Origin of the sequence: Lacticaseibacillus zeae DSM 20178 = KCTC 3804, from assembly GCF_000260435.1 — a bacterium.
Lineage (GTDB): Bacteria > Bacillota > Bacilli > Lactobacillales > Lactobacillaceae > Lacticaseibacillus > Lacticaseibacillus zeae.
Map to the genome: position 1 here is coordinate 13,715 of NZ_BACQ01000061.1, position 17,989 is coordinate 31,703.

Below are 17,989 nucleotides of genomic sequence, written 5' to 3' on the forward strand. Positions count from 1 at the left end.
AACATTGCCATAAATATTGAAGCGGTTAACAAAAATCCTCATCAAATATACATTTAATTTTTTGAGTGTTTATAGGTTTATTTTTTAAAACAAGGCACATAATTTCAAAAAGAAACAATATAATCTCTTAACTAAATATAAGTACGTTATTTTGCTTACTTATCGTCACCGAAACGGCTTACTCACTTTTTAAAAGTTAGTGCCATTATTATTTTCTAGGTTCTTTTACTTTTTTAAGCGGAATCTACCTTATGAAGGAGGATTGTCGCTATGATTCCAGGAATAATGTTACTTGGTGTTGCGAAGTTCACCATGGACTTGACGGCAGATAACCGGTATTTCCACTGTTGCCTGGCTGTGCTTTTAGGGATAGTTGCCCAAACTTGGCTAACGTTGGTGCTGAGTGTGGGTTTATTGATTTTTAGTGTGGCTGATTGGCGGGAGCGGGCGGTGTCTGCCGTTTGGTTTGGTGGCTGGTGTTCCCTGCTCCTCATCCGCTTTCCTTGCGAATGGTTTAACCTGGTTTTGCTAGCTGTTTTGGTTGGTGGGCTTGCAATTGTCTCACACGGACTCGGCAGTGCCGATGTGATCCTCATTGCCGTGCTAGGTGGCGTTCTTCAACTTGAAACCGCACTTTTCATCACGTTAACGGCATGTATCAGTGCTGCCATCCACTGGTTAGTTGCCCATCCATCGTCCCTCCCGCTCATTAGTCATTTAGCGGTTGGTTATGGCTGTGTGCAGTTAGCAAGCGGTTGGCTGTTTTGAGTGTTTTGAGACGTTGATGAGTGCCGCAAAAACGTGACCATCCATAACGCGCGAACCGGCGCAGGAGTCTGCGTGTAAGGACCTTGGTCGCAATGGCCAAGACCGGACACGCCCAAGGCCACTTACACTCCGACTCCTAAGCGCGCCGATTCGCGCTCACAACAAAAAAGCACGACGTAAACGCCCTTAAAGGACACTTACGCCGTGCTTGTTTGTAACTAGATTATTCGATTAGCTTGGCAGCTAACAGGATGATTACTTGTTGTCAGTATCATCTTGTTGGTCGTCTTTTTGCTGGCTGTCTTTTTCCTTCATTTGCTTTTCAATGTCAGAAATCGAATAGACACTGTCGGAAACGGTACCGACACTCTTTGGTTCTTCGTGACGATACGTTGCCATCCCGGTACCAGCCGGAATAATCTTCCCGATAATGACATTTTCCTTCAAGCCAACTAACGGATCGTTCTTGCCGCGAATAGAAGCATCGGTCAGAACCCGCGTTGTTTCCTGGAAGGATGCAGCTGACAGGAAGCTGTTGGTTTCCAAGGAAGCCTTGGTAATCCCTAACAGCACCGGACGGCCGGTAGCCGGAATGCCGCCACTGATGATCGCTTGCGTGTTCTTCTCTTTGAAGTCCGCAATGTCGAGTAATGTTCCTGGCAAGATGTTTGTATCGCCCGGATCCATGACGCGGATCTTGCGTAACATCTGCCGAACCATGACTTCAACGTGCTTATCACCAATATCAACACCCTGCATACGGTAAACTTTCTGGACTTCAGAAAGCAGGTAGTTTTCGGTTGCCATCACATCGCGCACTTTGATTAACTGCTTAGGATCAATTGACCCACCTGTCAGTCGTTCGCCGCGGTTAACATGATCGCCTTCCGCAACCGCCACACTGGATGCATACGGCACGCTATAGGTTCGGGTATCAGTCTCACCCTTCACCGTAATTTCACGCGTATGCTCAGCCGGATTTTCATCAATAGCGGTTACTTCACCGGTTACTTCCGTGATCACAGCTTCACCTTTAGGGTTCCGTGCTTCAAAAATTTCCTGAACACGAGGCAGCCCTTGGGTAATATCTTCGCCACCGGCAACACCACCGGTATGGAAGTTACGCATGGTCAACTGGGTACCTGGTTCACCGATTGACTGAGCAGCAACAGTTCCGACTGCTTCGCCGACTTCAACCTGTTCGCCGGTTGCCATGTTACGACCGTAGCACTTCTGGCAAACACCGTGCTTGGTATTGCAGGTGAAGACCGAACGGATGGTGACGGCTTCAACACCGGCATCCACAATCTTCTGCGCCATATCCTCGTCCATCAAGGTATTACGCTTAACCAAGACTTTGCCGCTCTTAGGATCAAGAACGTCTTTCATGGTGAACCGACCGACAAGTCGATCATACAGTGGTTCAATCATTTCGTTACCTTCACGGATAGCGCGAACGACCAAACCACGATCGGTGCCGCAGTCTTCTTCACGAACAATGACATCCTGCGCCACATCAACCAACCGCCGCGTCAGGTAACCTGAGTCAGCCGTCTTCAGCGCCGTATCGGTCATCCCTTTACGAGCACCGTGAGTGGACATGAACATTTCCATAACGGTCAGGCCTTCACGGAAGTTCGAGATAACCGGCACTTCCATCATCCCACCGTTAGGCGCAGCCATCAGACCACGCATACCGGCAAGCTGAGTGAAGTTTGAGATATTACCACGGGCACCGGAATCAGACATCATGGAGATTGGGTTGTTCGGGTCAAAAGAGTCAACCAGCTTTTGCTGAATTTCATCTTTGGCGTCGTTCCAAATCTGGATAACCCGATCATGGCGTTCATCATCGGTGATCAACCCACGCCGGAACTGCTTAGAAACAGTTGCAACCTTCTTATGGGCAGCAGCCACAATTTCCGGCTTTTCCTTCAGATTGGTGATATCGGCAATCCCGACAGTTAACCCGGAGTTGGTGGATTGCGTATAGCCCAAAGTCTTCATGTCATCCAGTAAATCACTGGTTCGCTGAACTTTATAAACCTTGAAGACCTGCGCAATAATATCAGACAGGAAGCCTTTCTTGAACGGATCGATCAAAGGTGCATCCGCGAGATAAGCGTGAATGTCTTCACCCTTATCGATGAAGTACTTATCAGGCACACCATTGACGATGTTGTCTTGCGTCGGCTCATTCAGATACGGGAAGTCTTTTGGCATAATCTCGTTAAAGATCGCCTTGCCGACACTTGTCACCATGATCTTCTTCTTTTGATCATCTGTGAATGGTTTGTCAGTGAAGGAGTTAGCCGCAACGCCGACCCGGCTGTGCAAATGAACGTAGCCATTTTGCAGTGCCATCAGGATTTCGTTGGTGTCCTTGAAGATCATGCCTTCGCCTTCGCGACCCTTTTGCTCCATGGTCAGGTAATAGTTACCTAACACAACGTCCTGCGAAGGGGTAACGATTGGCTTGCCGTCTTTTGGCGCCAGAATGTGGTGCGCTGCAAGCATGAGCATCCGTGCTTCAGCCATCGCTTCATCAGACAACGGCACGTGGATCGCCATTTGGTCACCGTCAAAGTCCGCGTTATACGCTTCGCAGACCAGTGGGTGCAACCGAATAGATTTCCCATCAACCAAAACAGGTTCAAACGCTTGAATACCAAGTCGATGCAACGTAGGCGCACGGTTTAAGAGTACCGGCCGTTCCTTGATAACATCTTCAAGCACATCCCAAACGTCATCATCCTGCCGATCGATCTTGCGCCGGGCATTCTTGATGTTGCTTGCCATGTCCCGCTTAACCAGTTCGCGCATCACGAATGGCTTAAAGAGTTCCAAAGCCATTTCACGCGGCACGCCACACTGATAAAACTTCAGCCATGGGCCGACATCGATAACGGAACGACCAGAGTAGTCAACCCGCTTACCAAGCAAGTTCTGACGGAACCGGCCTTGCTTCCCTTTCAGCATGTGTGACAGGGACTTAAGCGGACGATTGCCTGGGCCGGTAACCGGACGACCACGCCGACCATTATCGATCAAAGCGTCAACCGCTTCCTGCAGCATCCGCTTTTCATTTTGGACAATGATGCTTGGTGCATTCAGGTCAAGCAGGCGCTTTAGACGGTTGTTACGGTTGATGACCCGCCGATACAAGTCGTTCAGATCAGACGTCGCAAACCGGCCGCCTTCGAGCTGAACCATTGGCCGCAGATCCGGTGGAATGACCGGAATGGTATCCATGACCATCCATGCTGGATCATTACCGGATTCCTTGAAGGCATCCAAAATGTCCAACCGGCGAATCGCGCGCGTCCGTTTTTGGCCTTGCGCTGACTTCAGATCGTCTTTTAATTCGGTAACTTCTTTGTCGAGATCGACATCCTGCAACAATTCCTTGATGGCTTCAGCACCCATCTTGGCATTGAAGGTTTTGCCGTATTCTTCCCGTTTTTCACGATATTCGCGTTCGGTCAGAAGTTGTTTTTTCTCCATTGGCGTGTCGCCTGGATCAATCACAACGTAAGAAGCAAAATAGATGATTTCTTCAAGTGACCGTGGCGACATATCCAGTACCAGACCCATCCGACTCGGGATGCCCTTGAAGTACCAGATGTGAGTGACCGGTGCGGCTAATTCGATATGGCCCATCCGCTCACGCCGAACCTTGGAACGTGTCACTTCAACCCCGCAGCGATCACAAACAATCCCCTTATAGCGGATCCGCTTGTACTTACCACAGGCACATTCCCAGTCCTTAGTCGGTCCGAAGATGCGTTCATCGAACAAGCCGTCCCGCTCAGGCTTTAAGGTTCGGTAGTTGATCGTTTCGGGCTTTTTGACTTCCCCATACGACCAGCTGCGAATCTTGTCCGGCGAGGCTAAGCCGATTTGCATACTTTCAAACTTATTGACATCAATCAAAGGGCTAACCTCCTATTTTTTATCGTCGGTACTGTTATCGGCAGGCTTACCGTCGCTCGCTTGAGCTGCGGCTTCGTGTGCCTTCTTTTCTTCTTGCTGGGCTGCAAACTTCGCCAAAGCATCGACTGAAACAACATCGTCTTCGTCGTCATCCATATCCCGCAATTCAATTTCTTTCTTATCCGCGCCAAGCACCTTCATATCCAGACCCAAGGCTTGCAATTCCTTAACAAGCACTCGGAAGGATTCCGGTACACCTGGCTTTGGAATCGGTTCGCCTTTGACAATGGCTTCATAGGTCTTGACCCGCCCGACAACGTCATCTGACTTATAGGTCAGAATTTCTTGTAAGGTGTAAGCCGCGCCATAAGCTTCAAGGGCCCAAACTTCCATTTCACCAAACCGCTGGCCACCAAATTGTGCTTTACCACCAAGTGGCTGTTGGGTAACCAAACTGTAAGGTCCAATTGAACGAGCATGGATCTTATCGTCAACCATGTGTGACAGCTTCATGTAGTACATAACCCCTACAGATACGCGGTTTTCAAATGGTTCACCGGTACGGCCATCATACAGAACTGACTTACCATCAGAGGCCATGCCGGCTTCCTTAACGGTCGACCACAGATCTTTATCGTTGGCACCATCGAAAACAGGGGTTGCCACGTGAATACCCAAGTTACGTGCGGCCATGCCCAGATGCAGTTCAAGCACCTGGCCAATGTTCATACGACTTGGCACACCCATTGGCGATAGGCAGATGTCAACCGGTGTCCCATCTGGCAAGTATGGCATGTCTTCTTCAGGAACCACGACGGAAACCGTCCCTTTGTTCCCATGACGACCGGCCATCTTATCGCCGACCTGAATCTTCCGCTTCTGGGTGATGTAGACACGAACCATCATGTTGACACCAGGAGACAATTCATCGCCCGCTTCACGAGTGAAGATCTTGACGTCCTGAATGATTCCGCCGCCGCCATGAGGTACCCGCAATGAAGTATCGCGGACTTCACGAGCCTTTTCACCGAAAATAGCGTGTAACAACCGCTCTTCAGCAGACAGCTCGGTAACCCCTTTAGGCGTCACCTTGCCGACCAAAATGTCGCCATCACGAACCTCGGCGCCGACACGAACAACACCGAACTCGTCAAGATCCTTGAGGGCTTCTTCACCGACGTTTGGAATTTCGCGAGTCACTTCTTCAGGCCCAAGTTTGGTATCACGTGCTTCGGATTCATACTCTTCAATATGAATGGACGTGTAAACATCGTCTTTAACCAACCGTTCAGACAGCACAATCGCGTCTTCGTAGTTGTACATGTTCCAAGTCATGAAGGCGATAATTGGGTTTTGACCCAATGCCAGTTCGCCGTTTTGCATGGCTGGCCCATCAGCGATGATTTCATCAACATCAACGTGATCGCCAATCGTGACAATCGGCCGCTGGTTGTAGTTCTTGCCGGCGTTACTACGCTTGAATTTCATCAAGTTGTAGGAATCCAAGGCACCGTCTTCACGGCGAACCCGAATTTGCTTAGCGTCAACATATTCAACTGTCCCGGCATTTGTAGCCAGAACTGCTGTCCCGGAGTCATGCGCCGCCTTATATTCCATCCCGGTTCCAACAAGTGGGGCATGCGGATTGATCAATGGCACCGCCTGACGCTGCATGTTCGCACCCATCAAGGCACGGTTGGAGTCATCGTTTTCCAAGAATGGAATGCATGCCGTCGCAACCGCAACAACCTGCTTAGGTGAAACGTCCATGTAGTCAACTTTGTCCGGAGAAATTTCAATGTTGTTATCTTTGTGACGCGCCAAAACGGTATCGTCAACGAAAGAACCATCATCGTTCAATGGCGAGTTTGCCTGCGCAACGATGTAGTTATCTTCTTCATCGGCGGTCAGATAGTCAATCTTATCGGTAACCTTATGCGTATCCCAAGAAACACGGCGATACGGGGTTTCGATGAAGCCATAAGGATTAACCACCGCATAAGAAGCCAAGCTGTTAATCAACCCGATGTTCGGGCCTTCAGGGGTCTCAATCGGACACATCCGGCCATAATGGGTGTAATGAACATCTCGAACTTCATAACCCGCACGATCACGCGTCAAGCCACCAGGTCCAAGGGCAGAAAGCCGACGCTTGTGGGTTAATTCACCAAGCGGGTTGGTCTGATCCATGAACTGAGACAGTTGGGAACTGCCAAAGAATTCCTTGATCGAAGCAACCACCGGACGAATATTGATCAATTGTTGCGGCGTCACGGTAGCAGTATCCTGAATCGACATCCGCTCACGCACAACCCGTTCCATCCGGGAAAGCCCGATCCGGAACTGGTTCTGCAGCAATTCACCGACGGAACGAATCCGGCGATTGCCCAAGTGATCGATATCATCGACTGAGCCAAGGCCTTCTTGCAAGTTAAGGAAATAGTTCATCGATGCCAAAACATCAGCCGGAACAATGTGCTTAACTTTCTTGCCAATGTGGCCGTTGCCGATTAAGTTGATTTCTTTATCCGGTGTTACTTGTGAGTAGACCTTAATGCTTTGCAGCACAATCGGATCCGTCACAACACCTTGATCGGAAGGTTGATACGTGACGGTCTTGAAATCATCCCGATCCAAATAAGCACCTAACTTGTCCATCACTTGACGGTCAACTTTGGTTCCTTTTTGGGCAATAACTTCACCGGTATCCGGGTCAGCCAATGTTTCAGCCAAGACCTGATTCAACAGGCGCGTCTTCAAGCTCAACTTCTTGTTAACCTTATAGCGGCCAACTGAAGCCAAATCATAGCGTTTCGGATCAAAGAAACGCGCATACAAAAGTGACCGTGACGAATCAGCGGTTTTAGGTTCGCCTGGGCGTAGGCGTTCATAAATATCCTTCAAGGCTTCATCGGTACGGGAATCATCCGTGTTCTTATGCACATCTTTTTCAAGTGTGAGCATCAGCGAATCGTTATCGCCGAACATGTTGATGATATCCTGATCAGACCCGAAGCCCAAAGCACGAACTAGTTCGGTCAATGGAATCTTCCGCGTCCGGTCGATCCGAACATAAGCAATATCCTTGGCGTCTGTTTCATATTCCAACCAAGCACCACGGTTAGGAATGACAGTTGTGCCATAGGTAACCCGTGAGTTCTTATCGGTTTCGCTATGGAAATAAACACCAGGTGAACGAACCAACTGCGAAACAATAACCCGTTCCGCCCCGTTGATGATGAAAGTCCCTTGTTTGGTCATCAGTGGAAAATCGCCAAAGAAAACATCCTGGCTCTTGATTTCACCGGTTTCATGATTCGTTAAACGTAAGGTTACATGCAAAGGTGCAGAGTAGTTTGCATCGTGTTGGCGTGCTTCCTCGACAGTATATTTCGGTTCCAGCAGTTGATAGCCGACAAATTCCAGTGACAGCTTCCCTTGAAAGTCATCGATCGGCATAATATCGTCGAACATTTCTTTAAGACCTTCATCGAGGAACCATTGGTAAGAATTCGTTTGGATCTCGATCAGATTAGGAAGATCCAAAACTTCCTTGATCCGGGCATAAGACCGGCGTGTCCGGTGCTTACCATAATTCACTAAGTGTCCTGCCAAATTATTCACCCCTTGTAAGATTTTCCGGCTTGGTCGATTGTAAAAATAATGTAAATTTTGTTAAATTTACATGACAATGACGATCCCGCAGACATTTTGAGCAAAAAAAACCAAAAACAGATCAGCCTTCAACCAGCCTGCTGTTTTTGCTTTTTCCATTAGCCAGAACGGACAATAGATCGTCCTGACAGCCTGTCCAAACCGAAATGCGATTGATTTAATAATACGCGGTAGTGTCAAGAAAGTCAAGCGGCAAAATTCCTTGTGCCTGTGCAAAATTTTCGTCGCGTCTATGCGGCCGTGTCACCCTTGCCATCCAATTTAGATCAAATCACCCGCCACATCAAGATGACTGACGCGGCGGTTTTCTTTTACCCACGCTACAACCCTCAGCCGCTCAAAACGGCAGTCCGATTGTCATCCATATACTGCACCGCGCGCTGATACTGGGTTTCGTTATAAAAGAATCCCGGACGCCATAAGGTACTCAGGTAGGCGCCCATCTCCTCAATACTAGGCTGACAATCCTGATTCAGCCAGGTCTTGATGATGCTGACATAGGAGGCTGCTAACAGATTCTCCTGAAATGCTAACCACGGATTCGGCTCCGGGTCTAAATGCCAGTAGCGCAAGGTATCATGTCGGGTTTTGGCAATCGCACGCGAGAAACGATTGGTAAAATCATCCCCCATTCGCGCCGAGAAAAGAATGGTGAAGACTTCCTGATGTTGTTTGATATACGTGAAATACTCCGTGTATATCGGGTAATTACGATGCGTAATGCCTTGATAGAAATAGCCAACCGAATGTTGCCGAACTTTCTTCATGATGACTACAAAACCCGCGATCAATTCATCCTCAATTTCTTGCAACAACTCATATTTATCCGAGTAATAGTTATAAAAACAGGATCGACTCACATCAGCTTTTTGAACCAACTGGCGAATGGACACGCTGTGCAGATCATTCTCCTTTAGAAGATCCAAAAAAGCGCGCTTGATATATTTTTGCTGCTTACCCATGATTGACCTCCCCTAACGACTCGTTTCGCAGCATGAATCGACATCATAACAGGCCACTCACGATATCCAACCGAAGCAGCCGAAGAAATCGCCATAGCATTAAGCGCGTTGCTATGTACATTTTGTCCATAAGTGTCCAAATTCGCACATTCAGCGTAACACTGGTATTAAAAAATGTAAACCCTTACATTACTATCATAATAGACTTTCCGTTAACAAGTTAAGATTGGCTGTTGTGCATAGTTGAGCAATAGCCCAATTAATTGGGACAAAAATACAGGAGGATACGTAACTATGGATACATTAAAGATCGCCATTTATGGTGCCGGTTCGATCGGAACCATTTCCGGTGCCTACTTGTCTGCGGCGTATGGTAAAGATCACGTCACCTTGATTGATACTTGGCCAGCAGATGTTGCTGCCTTAAATGCAGAGGGCGCACATGTCATCGGGACAACAGACTTCACCACACCTGTTACCGCAGTGATGGCAGACGATGTGACCGATCAATTCGATCTCATCCTATTGCACACCAAACAGGTCGACAATGCGACAGTCATTCCAGCGGTCAAGCAGCTTTTGAAGCCTGATGGCACTTTAGTTTCCTTACAAAATGGCGTTCCGGAAAAGTATATTTTGACGCATATTCCGGCGAAAAATCTAATTGCCGGGTCGGTTGTTTTCGGTGCGACCGGTGCTGGCCCAGCGGTAACTGAACTGACAACCGCCTACGATAGCTTTAAAGCCCACGCCTATCAGATTGGTGAAATTGACGGCACCATAACCCCGCGCACGGAGTTGGTACAAACGATTCTCTCTCATGTGGGAATGACGCCGATTTCAAATGACCTTATGGGAACGAAATGGTCGAAGTTGCTGGTCAATGCTGCCTTTAGTGGCTTATCAACCATCATGAATCGAACTTTTGGGGAAGTCGCTCAAGATGACATCGGTGTGAAAAGTGCTTTGCACATCCTCAATGAAGGTCTCAACGTCGGGCAAGCAGACGGTATTACTTTCACACCTTTGTCAGGGGTTGATTTGGCGGCCACCTTTGGCTTAACCGGTGACGACTTTACTGATACGCAGATTGCCACTCTCCGTTTGATGACCGGTGCCAACGCTAAGCTCAAAGCCAGTATGCTACAGGATTTATACAAACAACGGAGGACTGAAGTCGATTATATCAACGGTTTAATCACCACTACTGCTCGCGATCACGGGATTGCAACACCGTTTAATGATTTAGTGGTCAATCTGATTACCGAAGCTGAAAGGACACACACAATTCCAACGTTCGAAGTGGCTGAAGCCGAACTGCAACAGCTGCTCGATCACCGCACCGTTGCTTCCTGATCGCTGTCAGATCTTGTGAAACACCGATTTTAAACACACAGAAAAAGCAAATGTCCATTTTTGAACACTCATTTTGGTTTGTCATTCCATCGCTAAAGCCTTTTCAATATGCTAACCATGGAAATAAGAAAGCAAGCTTTTTGGGAAAGGAGTCTCATTATGGCTGTCGAAACAAAAACAGATAAGTTGATGTGGCCAATTGAAGCCATTCAACCGGTCAAAGACGGTGATACTGTCGTCCTCGGCGGATTCGGACCGCTGGGTTATCCGGCTCAGCTGGTGAAGGCGCTGTATCTTTTCAGCGACGCCAAAGATTTGCACATTGCTTTAAACGCACCTAATGGTATGTATCTGCCGACGCTGGATCGGTTAATTGCAGAACGAGCAAGCCACTTAACTACCACTTTCGTCCGTACTAGTCGCGCGGCAACCAAGTTCTTTAAAGAAGGCAAGTTAACGCTGACGCCCCAAGGAACATTTGCAGAGCGGCTGCGCGCAGCCGGTGCTGGTATTCCCGGATTCTATACCCCAGTCGGCATTGGAACAATGGTGGCAAAAGGCAAAGAGGTCAAGGAATTCAACGGCCGCCAGTATTTACTGGAAGAAGCTTTAAATGCTGACGTAGGTTTCATGCAAGCCACCAAAGTCGACTACGACGGCAACTGTTATATCGAAGGTGCCATGAAGAGCTTTGGCGCACTCGTTCCGGCTGCATCAAAGTATACCGTGGTCGAAGCAGAAGAAATTGTTCCGGTGGGAGACATCCCATCTGAGCTCATCACAGTTTCGGGAATCTATATCGATGGCATTGTGAAAGTGGGGATGCGTCATGATCAGTAGAACTTATATTGCCAAACGCGTCGCCGATGAATTAGAAGATGGTCAGATTGTCAATTTAGGCATTGGCATTCCGACTCTGGTACCAAAATTCATCAGTGATGACAAACACATTATCTTCCAAAGCGAAAACGGCATTATCAATATCGGTCCGGCACCCAAACCAGGCGAACCGGAGAATCCCAATATTTTTGATGCTGGCGGTTCGCCGGCAACGATCAAGCCAGGCGGCCAATTCATCGACAGTGCCAAAGCGTTTGGGTTAATTCGCAGCGGCAAGGTCGACGTCACAGTTCTCGGTGCAGTGCAAGTCGATGCTCAAGGTAACATCGCCAACTGGATCATCCCCAACAAGATGTTAGTCGGCTTCGGGGGTGCGATGGATCTGGTAACTTGCGCGAAGGAAGTCATCGTCGCGATGGAACACACCGCCAAAGGTCAAATCAAAATTTTGGACGAATGCACCTTCCCGTTAACCGGTGCACATTGTGTTAGCAAAATCATCACGGAACTAGCCGTTTTCCATATTACGGACCACGGCATGGTTCTGACCGAAATTTCACCTAAAACAACACTAGATGAAGTTCGTGCCAAAACTGGTGCCCACTTTACTGTTGCAGATAATCTAAAAGTCAGCCAAATTGCTGATGAAGCTGTTGAAGTTTAATTGGAATGCATCTATTTATAACGCGTTCACTGGCGCAGAAGTCTACATGTAAGGACCTTGGTCGCAATGGCCTAAGCCCGGGCCATCACGCCCAAGGCCGCTTACACTCCGACTTCTAACCGCGCCAGTTCACGCTCACTCAAGGAGGAAAATAAAATGCCTGAAACAAAAGATGCTGTCATTGTCGCTTATGGCCGCTCTGCCGTGGGGCGCTCATTGAAAGGTGCTTTGACGAATGAACACCCGGTTGATTATGCCGCAGAAGTTTTGACTGGAGTTTTGAATAAAGTTCCCCAACTAGATGTCAACGATATTGATGACGTTATGGTCGGCTGTGCATTACCTGAAGATGTTCAAGGACTCAATGTAGCCCGAATGATCTCCCAACGTGCTAACCTGCCAGACTCAGTACCTGCTCAGACCATTAACCGTTTCTGTTCATCAGGAATTCAAACCATCGCAACCGGGGCCAACGCCATTATGGCCAATCAAGCTGATATCATTGTTGCTGGCGGCGTTGAATCCATGAGCCAGGTACCAATGTCCTTTGATATGGCTGGCATCAACCCGACATTAAGAGCGAAAAAGCCTGAGGACTATATGCCAATGGGATTAACGGCTGAGGTCGTTGCCGAAAAGTTCCAGGTACCGCGTGAGAAGATGGACGAATTTGCCATGCACAGTCATCATAAAGCTGCAGCAGCTCAGGAAGCCCATGCTTTCGATGATCAGATTATTCCTGTTCACTATGGCGATATCGAAGGTCACACCAAAGTCTTTGACAAGGATGAAGGTGTTCGAGGCAATCTGACCATGGATCAATTGGCTGCCTTGCCGCCTGCTTTTAAAGAAGATGGCGGTCAAGTGACAGCCGGTACTTCTTCACCGTTAAGTGACGGGACAGCCTTTGTCATTTTGATGTCAGCAGACAAAGCTGCCGAATTAGGGGTTAAGCCAATTGCCCGTTTTGTCGGTTATGCCGTAGCTGGGGTCAATCCGGCCGTTATGGGACTTGGCCCGATTTATGCGGTACCAAAAGTCATGGCCCGGACAGGTTTAACGATTGACGACATGGACAGTATCGAATTAAACGAAGCGTTTGCCTCTCAGTCACTTGTCTGCATTGATAAACTCAATCTGCCGGTCGACAAAGTCAATCCACGAGGCGGTGCCTTGGCACTTGGCCATCCGCTGGGCGCAACCGGTGCGATTTTGACCTGCAAGATTCTATCCTACTTGCAAGCTACCGGTGGCCGTTATGGGCTGGTTACAATGTGTATTGGTGGCGGCATGGGCGCAGCCGGCATTTATGAGATGATTCCAGACGAAGAAACTGCAGAGGCAACTGCGTGAAGTGCGACTGATATTTCGCGGTTTTCCAAGTAAACTCATTTCGCTAAAGGAGGTGTGTTTTGACGGATCGTCAAGTGATTCAGACTCGCTTGGTGTTACCTGGCGACACTAATGCTCATAACACCTTGTTCGGCGGCAAGTTATTAAGTTATATCGATGATGTTTCCGCGATTGCGGCAGTTAAATACAGTCAGCGGATTGTGGTCACGGCTTCGACTGACTCGGTAGATTTTCGCCATCCAATTGCTGCCAATGATAGCGTCACACTGACAGCATTTGTTTCCGGGGTCGGTACCAGATCCATTGAAGTTTTCTGTCGAGTCATGGGAGAAACGTTAACGACTGGTAAGACCTATTTGGCAACCACGGCTTTTAGCACTTATGTGGTCGTCGATGGTCAAGCAACGCCACTGCCGAGCTTCACCCCGGTAACTGCAGAAGAACAGCTCTTGTTCAGCGGCTATCCCGAACGTCGTGCCGCTCGCAAAGCGCGCCGTGACCGTAATCGTGCGTTCATCAGCCAGTTAGAGACAGCGGAAGAAGACCGCAATCGCTAGCTTAGAAAATTTAAAAAGAGGCTCCAAGATCCTATTAATATTCAGGATCTTGGAGCCTCTTAATTTTCTACTTAATTGCCGACCAGTTTCAGCGTTACGAAAGGTTAATGGCCTATCGCTTACGCCCTAACCGGTTCCTTAGATGCGCCATTTTCTTTATGCTTGCCTTTGTTTTCCTTGACAGTAAACGTTAGCTTGCCTTTTTTTGCACCGATTTGAATCAAATCACCGGTCTTGGCTTGGCCTGTCAACAAAAGTTCGCTCAGTTGATCTTCAACATCCGTTTGCAAAGCCCGGCGGATCGGACGTGCCCCGTATTCAGGATCGAATCCGGCAGCCGCGATGGCATCAATGCCTGCTGGCGTAATTTTGACGTCGATTCCCTGATCCTTAATGCGACTAAGCACGGTTTTGGTCATAATCTTAACGATCTCGTGCAGCTCTTCCTTGTTCAGGCTATGGAAGACAACCGTCTCATCAATTCGGTTAAGGAATTCAGGACGGAAACTCTTCTTCAGTTCATCTAACATCCGACTCTTCATCGCCTTGAAGTCTGCAGTCGGATCTTTCGCGCCAAAGCCAACCGTTTTATCATCGCGAATGGCGGTGGCCCCGATGTTACTGGTCATGATCAAAATCGTATTACGGAAATCAACCCGACGACCCTTCGCATCGGTCAGGTAACCATCATCTAAGACTTGAAGCAAGATGTTAAAGACATCTGGATGCGCCTTTTCAACTTCATCCAGCAGCACAACGGAATACGGCTTGTTGCGAACCTTTTCCGTCAACTGGCCGCCTTCATCGTAGCCGACATAACCCGGTGCGGCGCCAATCAAACGACTGGTGCTGAATTTCTCCATGTATTCGGACATATCAACCCGAATCATGGCATCCTCTGATCCAAACATCGCTTCAGCTAGGGCTTTCGCCAGCTCGGTTTTCCCGACACCGGTTGGCCCAAGGAACATGAAGGAACCAATTGGGCGGGTAGGATCTTTCAAACCGGAACGTGCCCGGCGGATGGCCCGTGCAACTGCGGAAACAGCTTCATCCTGACCAACAACCCGCTGATGGAGAATTTTCTCCAAGTTAACCAAACGCTCGGATTCCTTCTTCTGCAACTGGGTAACCGGCACGCCGGTCCATTGTGACACAACTTCCGCCACATCGGCTCCTGTCACTTTGATATCGGTCCGAACGCCACTTTCGTTCACGGGTTCCGGCGTATCAGCAAGTTTGGCCTTAACGTCCGCTTCCTTGGTGCGAATGGTCGCCGCTGTTTCGAAGTCTTGATGATCAATCGCGTCTTCTTTGTCGGCGACTAACTTAGCCAATTCGTCCTGAAGCTTGTCAGACTTGGTTTCGACATTAGCTTTGTCCAATCGTACCTTGGCAGCACTTTCGTCAACTAAATCGATCGCCTTGTCAGGCAGGAAGCGCGTTGTAATGTACCGTGAGGACAAAACAACTGCTTCATGCAAGGCCTCATCAGTAATGGTGACGCCATGATGCGCCTCATACCGTGGACGCAGCCCTTTCAAAATCTGTTCTGCTTCCTCTTCCGTCGGTTCATCGACTTGGATGGTCGCAAACCGCCGTTCCAAAGCAGCATCTTTTTCAATATACTTTTGATATTCGTCTAAGGTTGTTGCACCGATCAACTGCAACTCGCCACGAGCTAAGGCCGGCTTGAGAATGTTGGAAGCGTCAATGGCACCTTCAGCACCCCCCGCACCGATCAGCGTATGCAATTCATCAATGAACAAAATGACATTGCCATCTTTATAAATCTCATCAATGATTTTCTTCAGGCGATCTTCAAATTCACCACGATACTTCGTGCCAGCAACCAGTGAGCCCATATCAAGCATCATCAGTCGCTTATTCAGCATGTCATCCGGAACTTTGCCCGCGACAATTTTTTCGGCAAAGCCTTCCGCAATCGCGGTTTTCCCGACACCTGGTTCACCAATCAACACAGGGTTGTTCTTGGTGCGCCGGGCCAGAATCTGAATCAAACGCCGAACTTCCTTTTCGCGGCCAACCACCGGATCCATCCGGTTTTCCCGCGCCATTTGGGTTAAATCGCGCGCAAGGCCATCAAGTGTCGGGGTCCCTTGGCTATCTTGGCGAGCACCGCCACGCGCCATTGGCCGGCGTTTGGCCGCTGTGTCCGCAATGCCCATTTTCTTAAACACCATTTGCCGCGTCTTCGAAAGACTAAGCCCCAGATTCTGGAGAATCCGCGCGGCTAAAATATCATCTTCACGAAGCAACCCCAGCAGAATATGCTCGGTGCCGATCTTCAAAGCACCTAAGCGCTTTGCTTCGTCGCCGGCAAACGCCAGAATTTCCTTGCCTTTAGGTGAATAAGGCAAATAACTATCGCTAGCTTGACCGGCGGCATCAACAGTTCCATACCCTGTGAAGCGCTCGATCTCGTCATGGACATCATTCTCTGTGACCCCTAACTGACGCAGCGTCTTACCAGCGATTCCATCTTTTTCCATAACCAGCGCCATAAGCAAATGTTCAGTGCCTACAGCATGATGATGGAAATACTTCGCTTGTTCCTGGGCTAAAAGCAAAACATTTTTAGCACTAGGGGTAAATAAGTTGTCCATAAGCACGCTCCTTTTTAGAAAACTAATTATAAACTGTTCTATCTTTCATACCGCAAACGATCCAAAAATGCAAGGAACATGCGCGACCGTAAATGCTCTTCTGTCCCTTGATCAAGAATGCCCAAAGTCTCATGATTCATGACCGCCAACAACAAATTACCTGATTGCTGGGAAATAAGGCCATTGTCAAACAGTTCCTGAATCAAATCACGTGCATCGCGTAACCGCAAGCGCTTGGGAATGTGCTGCCGCATGATTTGAATGAGATCCTGATCATCTGTCAATTTGACCTTCACGATGCGAATGTAGCCCCCGCCACCACGTTTACTCTCGACAATGTAGCCGCGAGCCGGTGTGAACCGGGTCTTAATGACATAATTGATTTGCGAAGGAACGCAATTAAAACGACGCGCAATCTCGGCTCGCCGTATTTCAACGGCGGCCTCCTGTGCCAGTATCGTTTTTAGATAAGCCTCAATAATGTCCGAAATATTCTCACGCTGCATGTCGTTCAATCCTTTTTGACTTTGACCAATCTTGACTATTACACATTATACTGGCATTGGTCAGTTTATACAAATTTCTGCATTTGAAAACGAAAAAAGGACCACGATTTTTCGTGATCCAAGAATCGGGAAGACAAGATTCGAACTTGCGACCCCTACGTCCCGAACGTAGTGCTCTACCAAGCTGAGCTACTTCCCGGTAAAGCGGAAGACGGGATTCGAACCCGCGACCCCCACCATGGCAAGGTGATGTTCTACCACTGAACTACTTCCGCATACCGCATATTCAATTGATCGGCGCCAGCTTAGCTTCATAGGCGATCGACGATGCACCCAGTAGGAGTCGAACCTACAACCTTCTGATTCGTAGTCAGACACTCTATCCAGTTGCGCTATGGGTGCTTCAACAAAATGCCGAGGACCGGGATCGAACCGGTACGGTCATCACTGACCGCAGGATTTTAAGTCCTGTGCGTCTGCCAATTCCGCCACCCCGGCATAAAGTGAAAAGCGGAAGACGGGATTCGAACCCGCGACCCCCACCATGGCAAGGTGATGTTCTACCACTGAACTACTTCCGCATATCAAACCTATTCAATTATGACCGAGGAGCGGCCTTTAACGACCCGAGCATTCCATTCAAGATACGATGCGGGTGAAGGGACTCGAACCCCCACGGTCAAAAACCACTAGAACCTAAATCTAGCGCGTCTGCCAGTTCCGCCACACCCGCAAAAGGTGGGTTAAA

The 17,989-nt window shown here is 48.7% G+C and carries 11 protein-coding genes and 6 tRNA genes; 6 read left to right on the plus strand and 11 right to left on the minus strand.

Annotated features, from left to right (window positions below):
* Positions 1-270 precede the first annotated feature (270 nt).
* A complete protein-coding gene (locus GSO_RS12310; protein WP_010492656.1) occupies positions 271-768 on the plus strand; it encodes a prepilin peptidase in 498 nt (165 codons plus the stop codon).
* A 255-nt stretch (positions 769-1,023) separates the two neighbouring features.
* Here GSO_RS12310 and rpoC read toward each other — a convergent pair whose 3' ends face one another.
* From rpoC to GSO_RS12330, 3 genes are all read right to left on the minus strand, one after another.
* Entirely contained in the window at positions 1,024-4,701 is a 3,678-nt protein-coding gene (gene rpoC / locus GSO_RS12315) for a DNA-directed RNA polymerase subunit beta' (protein WP_010492658.1), read from the minus strand.
* 12 nt (positions 4,702-4,713) lie between these two features.
* The gene (gene rpoB / locus GSO_RS12320; protein WP_010492660.1) at positions 4,714-8,316 is read right to left on the minus strand and encodes a DNA-directed RNA polymerase subunit beta; all 3,603 of its coding nucleotides are present in this window, start codon (positions 8,314-8,316) and stop codon (positions 4,714-4,716) included.
* A 389-nt stretch (positions 8,317-8,705) separates the two neighbouring features.
* Positions 8,706-9,338, minus strand: a complete 633-nt coding sequence (locus tag GSO_RS12330) for a TetR/AcrR family transcriptional regulator (RefSeq protein ID WP_010492664.1) — start codon at positions 9,336-9,338, stop codon at positions 8,706-8,708.
* A 294-nt stretch (positions 9,339-9,632) separates the two neighbouring features.
* Between GSO_RS12330 and GSO_RS12335 the strand changes: the two genes are divergently transcribed.
* The 5 genes from GSO_RS12335 to GSO_RS12355 all read left to right on the plus strand — a co-directional run bounded on the left by GSO_RS12335 (position 9,633) and on the right by GSO_RS12355 (position 14,108).
* Positions 9,633-10,694, plus strand: a complete 1,062-nt coding sequence (locus tag GSO_RS12335; RefSeq protein ID WP_010492666.1) for a ketopantoate reductase family protein — start codon at positions 9,633-9,635, stop codon at positions 10,692-10,694.
* Positions 10,695-10,853: 159 nt separating this feature from the next.
* Positions 10,854-11,534, plus strand: coding sequence for a CoA transferase subunit A (locus GSO_RS16045; RefSeq protein ID WP_010492668.1), 681 nt, complete (start codon positions 10,854-10,856; stop codon positions 11,532-11,534).
* Positions 11,524-12,198 (plus strand): 3-oxoacid CoA-transferase subunit B, encoded by a 675-nt coding sequence (locus GSO_RS12345; RefSeq protein WP_010492671.1) that lies wholly within the window; start codon positions 11,524-11,526, stop codon positions 12,196-12,198. The genes GSO_RS16045 and GSO_RS12345 overlap by 11 nt, the downstream gene beginning before the upstream one ends.
* Positions 12,199-12,354: 156 nt before the next feature.
* Positions 12,355-13,551, plus strand: coding sequence for a thiolase family protein (locus tag GSO_RS12350; RefSeq protein ID WP_010492673.1), 1,197 nt, complete (start codon positions 12,355-12,357; stop codon positions 13,549-13,551).
* 59 nt (positions 13,552-13,610) lie between these two features.
* On the plus strand, positions 13,611-14,108 hold the full coding sequence (locus GSO_RS12355; RefSeq protein WP_010492674.1) for an acyl-CoA thioesterase: 498 nt from the start codon (positions 13,611-13,613) through the stop codon (positions 14,106-14,108).
* 119 nt (positions 14,109-14,227) lie between these two features.
* On the opposite strand, the gene GSO_RS12360 is transcribed toward GSO_RS12355, so the two are convergent.
* The 8 genes from GSO_RS12360 to GSO_RS12395 form a co-directional block, all read right to left on the minus strand.
* On the minus strand, positions 14,228-16,735 hold the full coding sequence (locus tag GSO_RS12360; protein ID WP_010492676.1) for an ATP-dependent Clp protease ATP-binding subunit: 2,508 nt from the start codon (positions 16,733-16,735) through the stop codon (positions 14,228-14,230).
* 38 nt (positions 16,736-16,773) lie between these two features.
* On the minus strand, positions 16,774-17,241 hold the full coding sequence (locus GSO_RS12365; RefSeq protein ID WP_010492678.1) for a CtsR family transcriptional regulator: 468 nt from the start codon (positions 17,239-17,241) through the stop codon (positions 16,774-16,776).
* Positions 17,242-17,366: 125 nt separating this feature from the next.
* Positions 17,367-17,440: transfer RNA gene (locus GSO_RS12370), tRNA-Pro, on the minus strand.
* Between the two features lie 4 nt (positions 17,441-17,444).
* Positions 17,445-17,516 (minus strand) — tRNA-Gly (locus GSO_RS12375).
* 53 nt (positions 17,517-17,569) lie between these two features.
* A tRNA-Arg gene (locus GSO_RS12380) sits at positions 17,570-17,643 on the minus strand.
* A 10-nt stretch (positions 17,644-17,653) separates the two neighbouring features.
* A tRNA-Leu gene (locus GSO_RS12385) sits at positions 17,654-17,739 on the minus strand.
* 11 nt (positions 17,740-17,750) lie between these two features.
* Positions 17,751-17,822, minus strand: a tRNA-Gly gene (locus GSO_RS12390).
* A 69-nt stretch (positions 17,823-17,891) separates the two neighbouring features.
* Positions 17,892-17,974, minus strand: a tRNA-Leu gene (locus tag GSO_RS12395).
* Positions 17,975-17,989 lie beyond the last annotated feature (15 nt).

Excerpts from the sequence above, each read along its gene's own strand:
- GSO_RS12345 (WP_010492671.1), top strand. The coding sequence starts at position 11,524 with ATGATCAGTAGAACTTATATTGCCAAACGCGTCGCCGATGAATTAGAA.
- GSO_RS12365 (WP_010492678.1), bottom strand. The coding sequence starts at position 17,241 with ATGCAGCGTGAGAATATTTCGGACATTATTGAGGCTTATCTAAAAACG.
- GSO_RS12335 (WP_010492666.1), top strand. The coding sequence starts at position 9,633 with ATGGATACATTAAAGATCGCCATTTATGGTGCCGGTTCGATCGGAACC.
- GSO_RS12310 (WP_010492656.1), top strand. The coding sequence starts at position 271 with ATGATTCCAGGAATAATGTTACTTGGTGTTGCGAAGTTCACCATGGAC.
- GSO_RS12330 (WP_010492664.1), bottom strand. The coding sequence starts at position 9,338 with ATGGGTAAGCAGCAAAAATATATCAAGCGCGCTTTTTTGGATCTTCTA.
- GSO_RS12360 (WP_010492676.1), bottom strand. The coding sequence starts at position 16,735 with ATGGACAACTTATTTACCCCTAGTGCTAAAAATGTTTTGCTTTTAGCC.
- GSO_RS12350 (WP_010492673.1), top strand. The coding sequence starts at position 12,355 with ATGCCTGAAACAAAAGATGCTGTCATTGTCGCTTATGGCCGCTCTGCC.
- GSO_RS16045 (WP_010492668.1), top strand. The coding sequence starts at position 10,854 with ATGGCTGTCGAAACAAAAACAGATAAGTTGATGTGGCCAATTGAAGCC.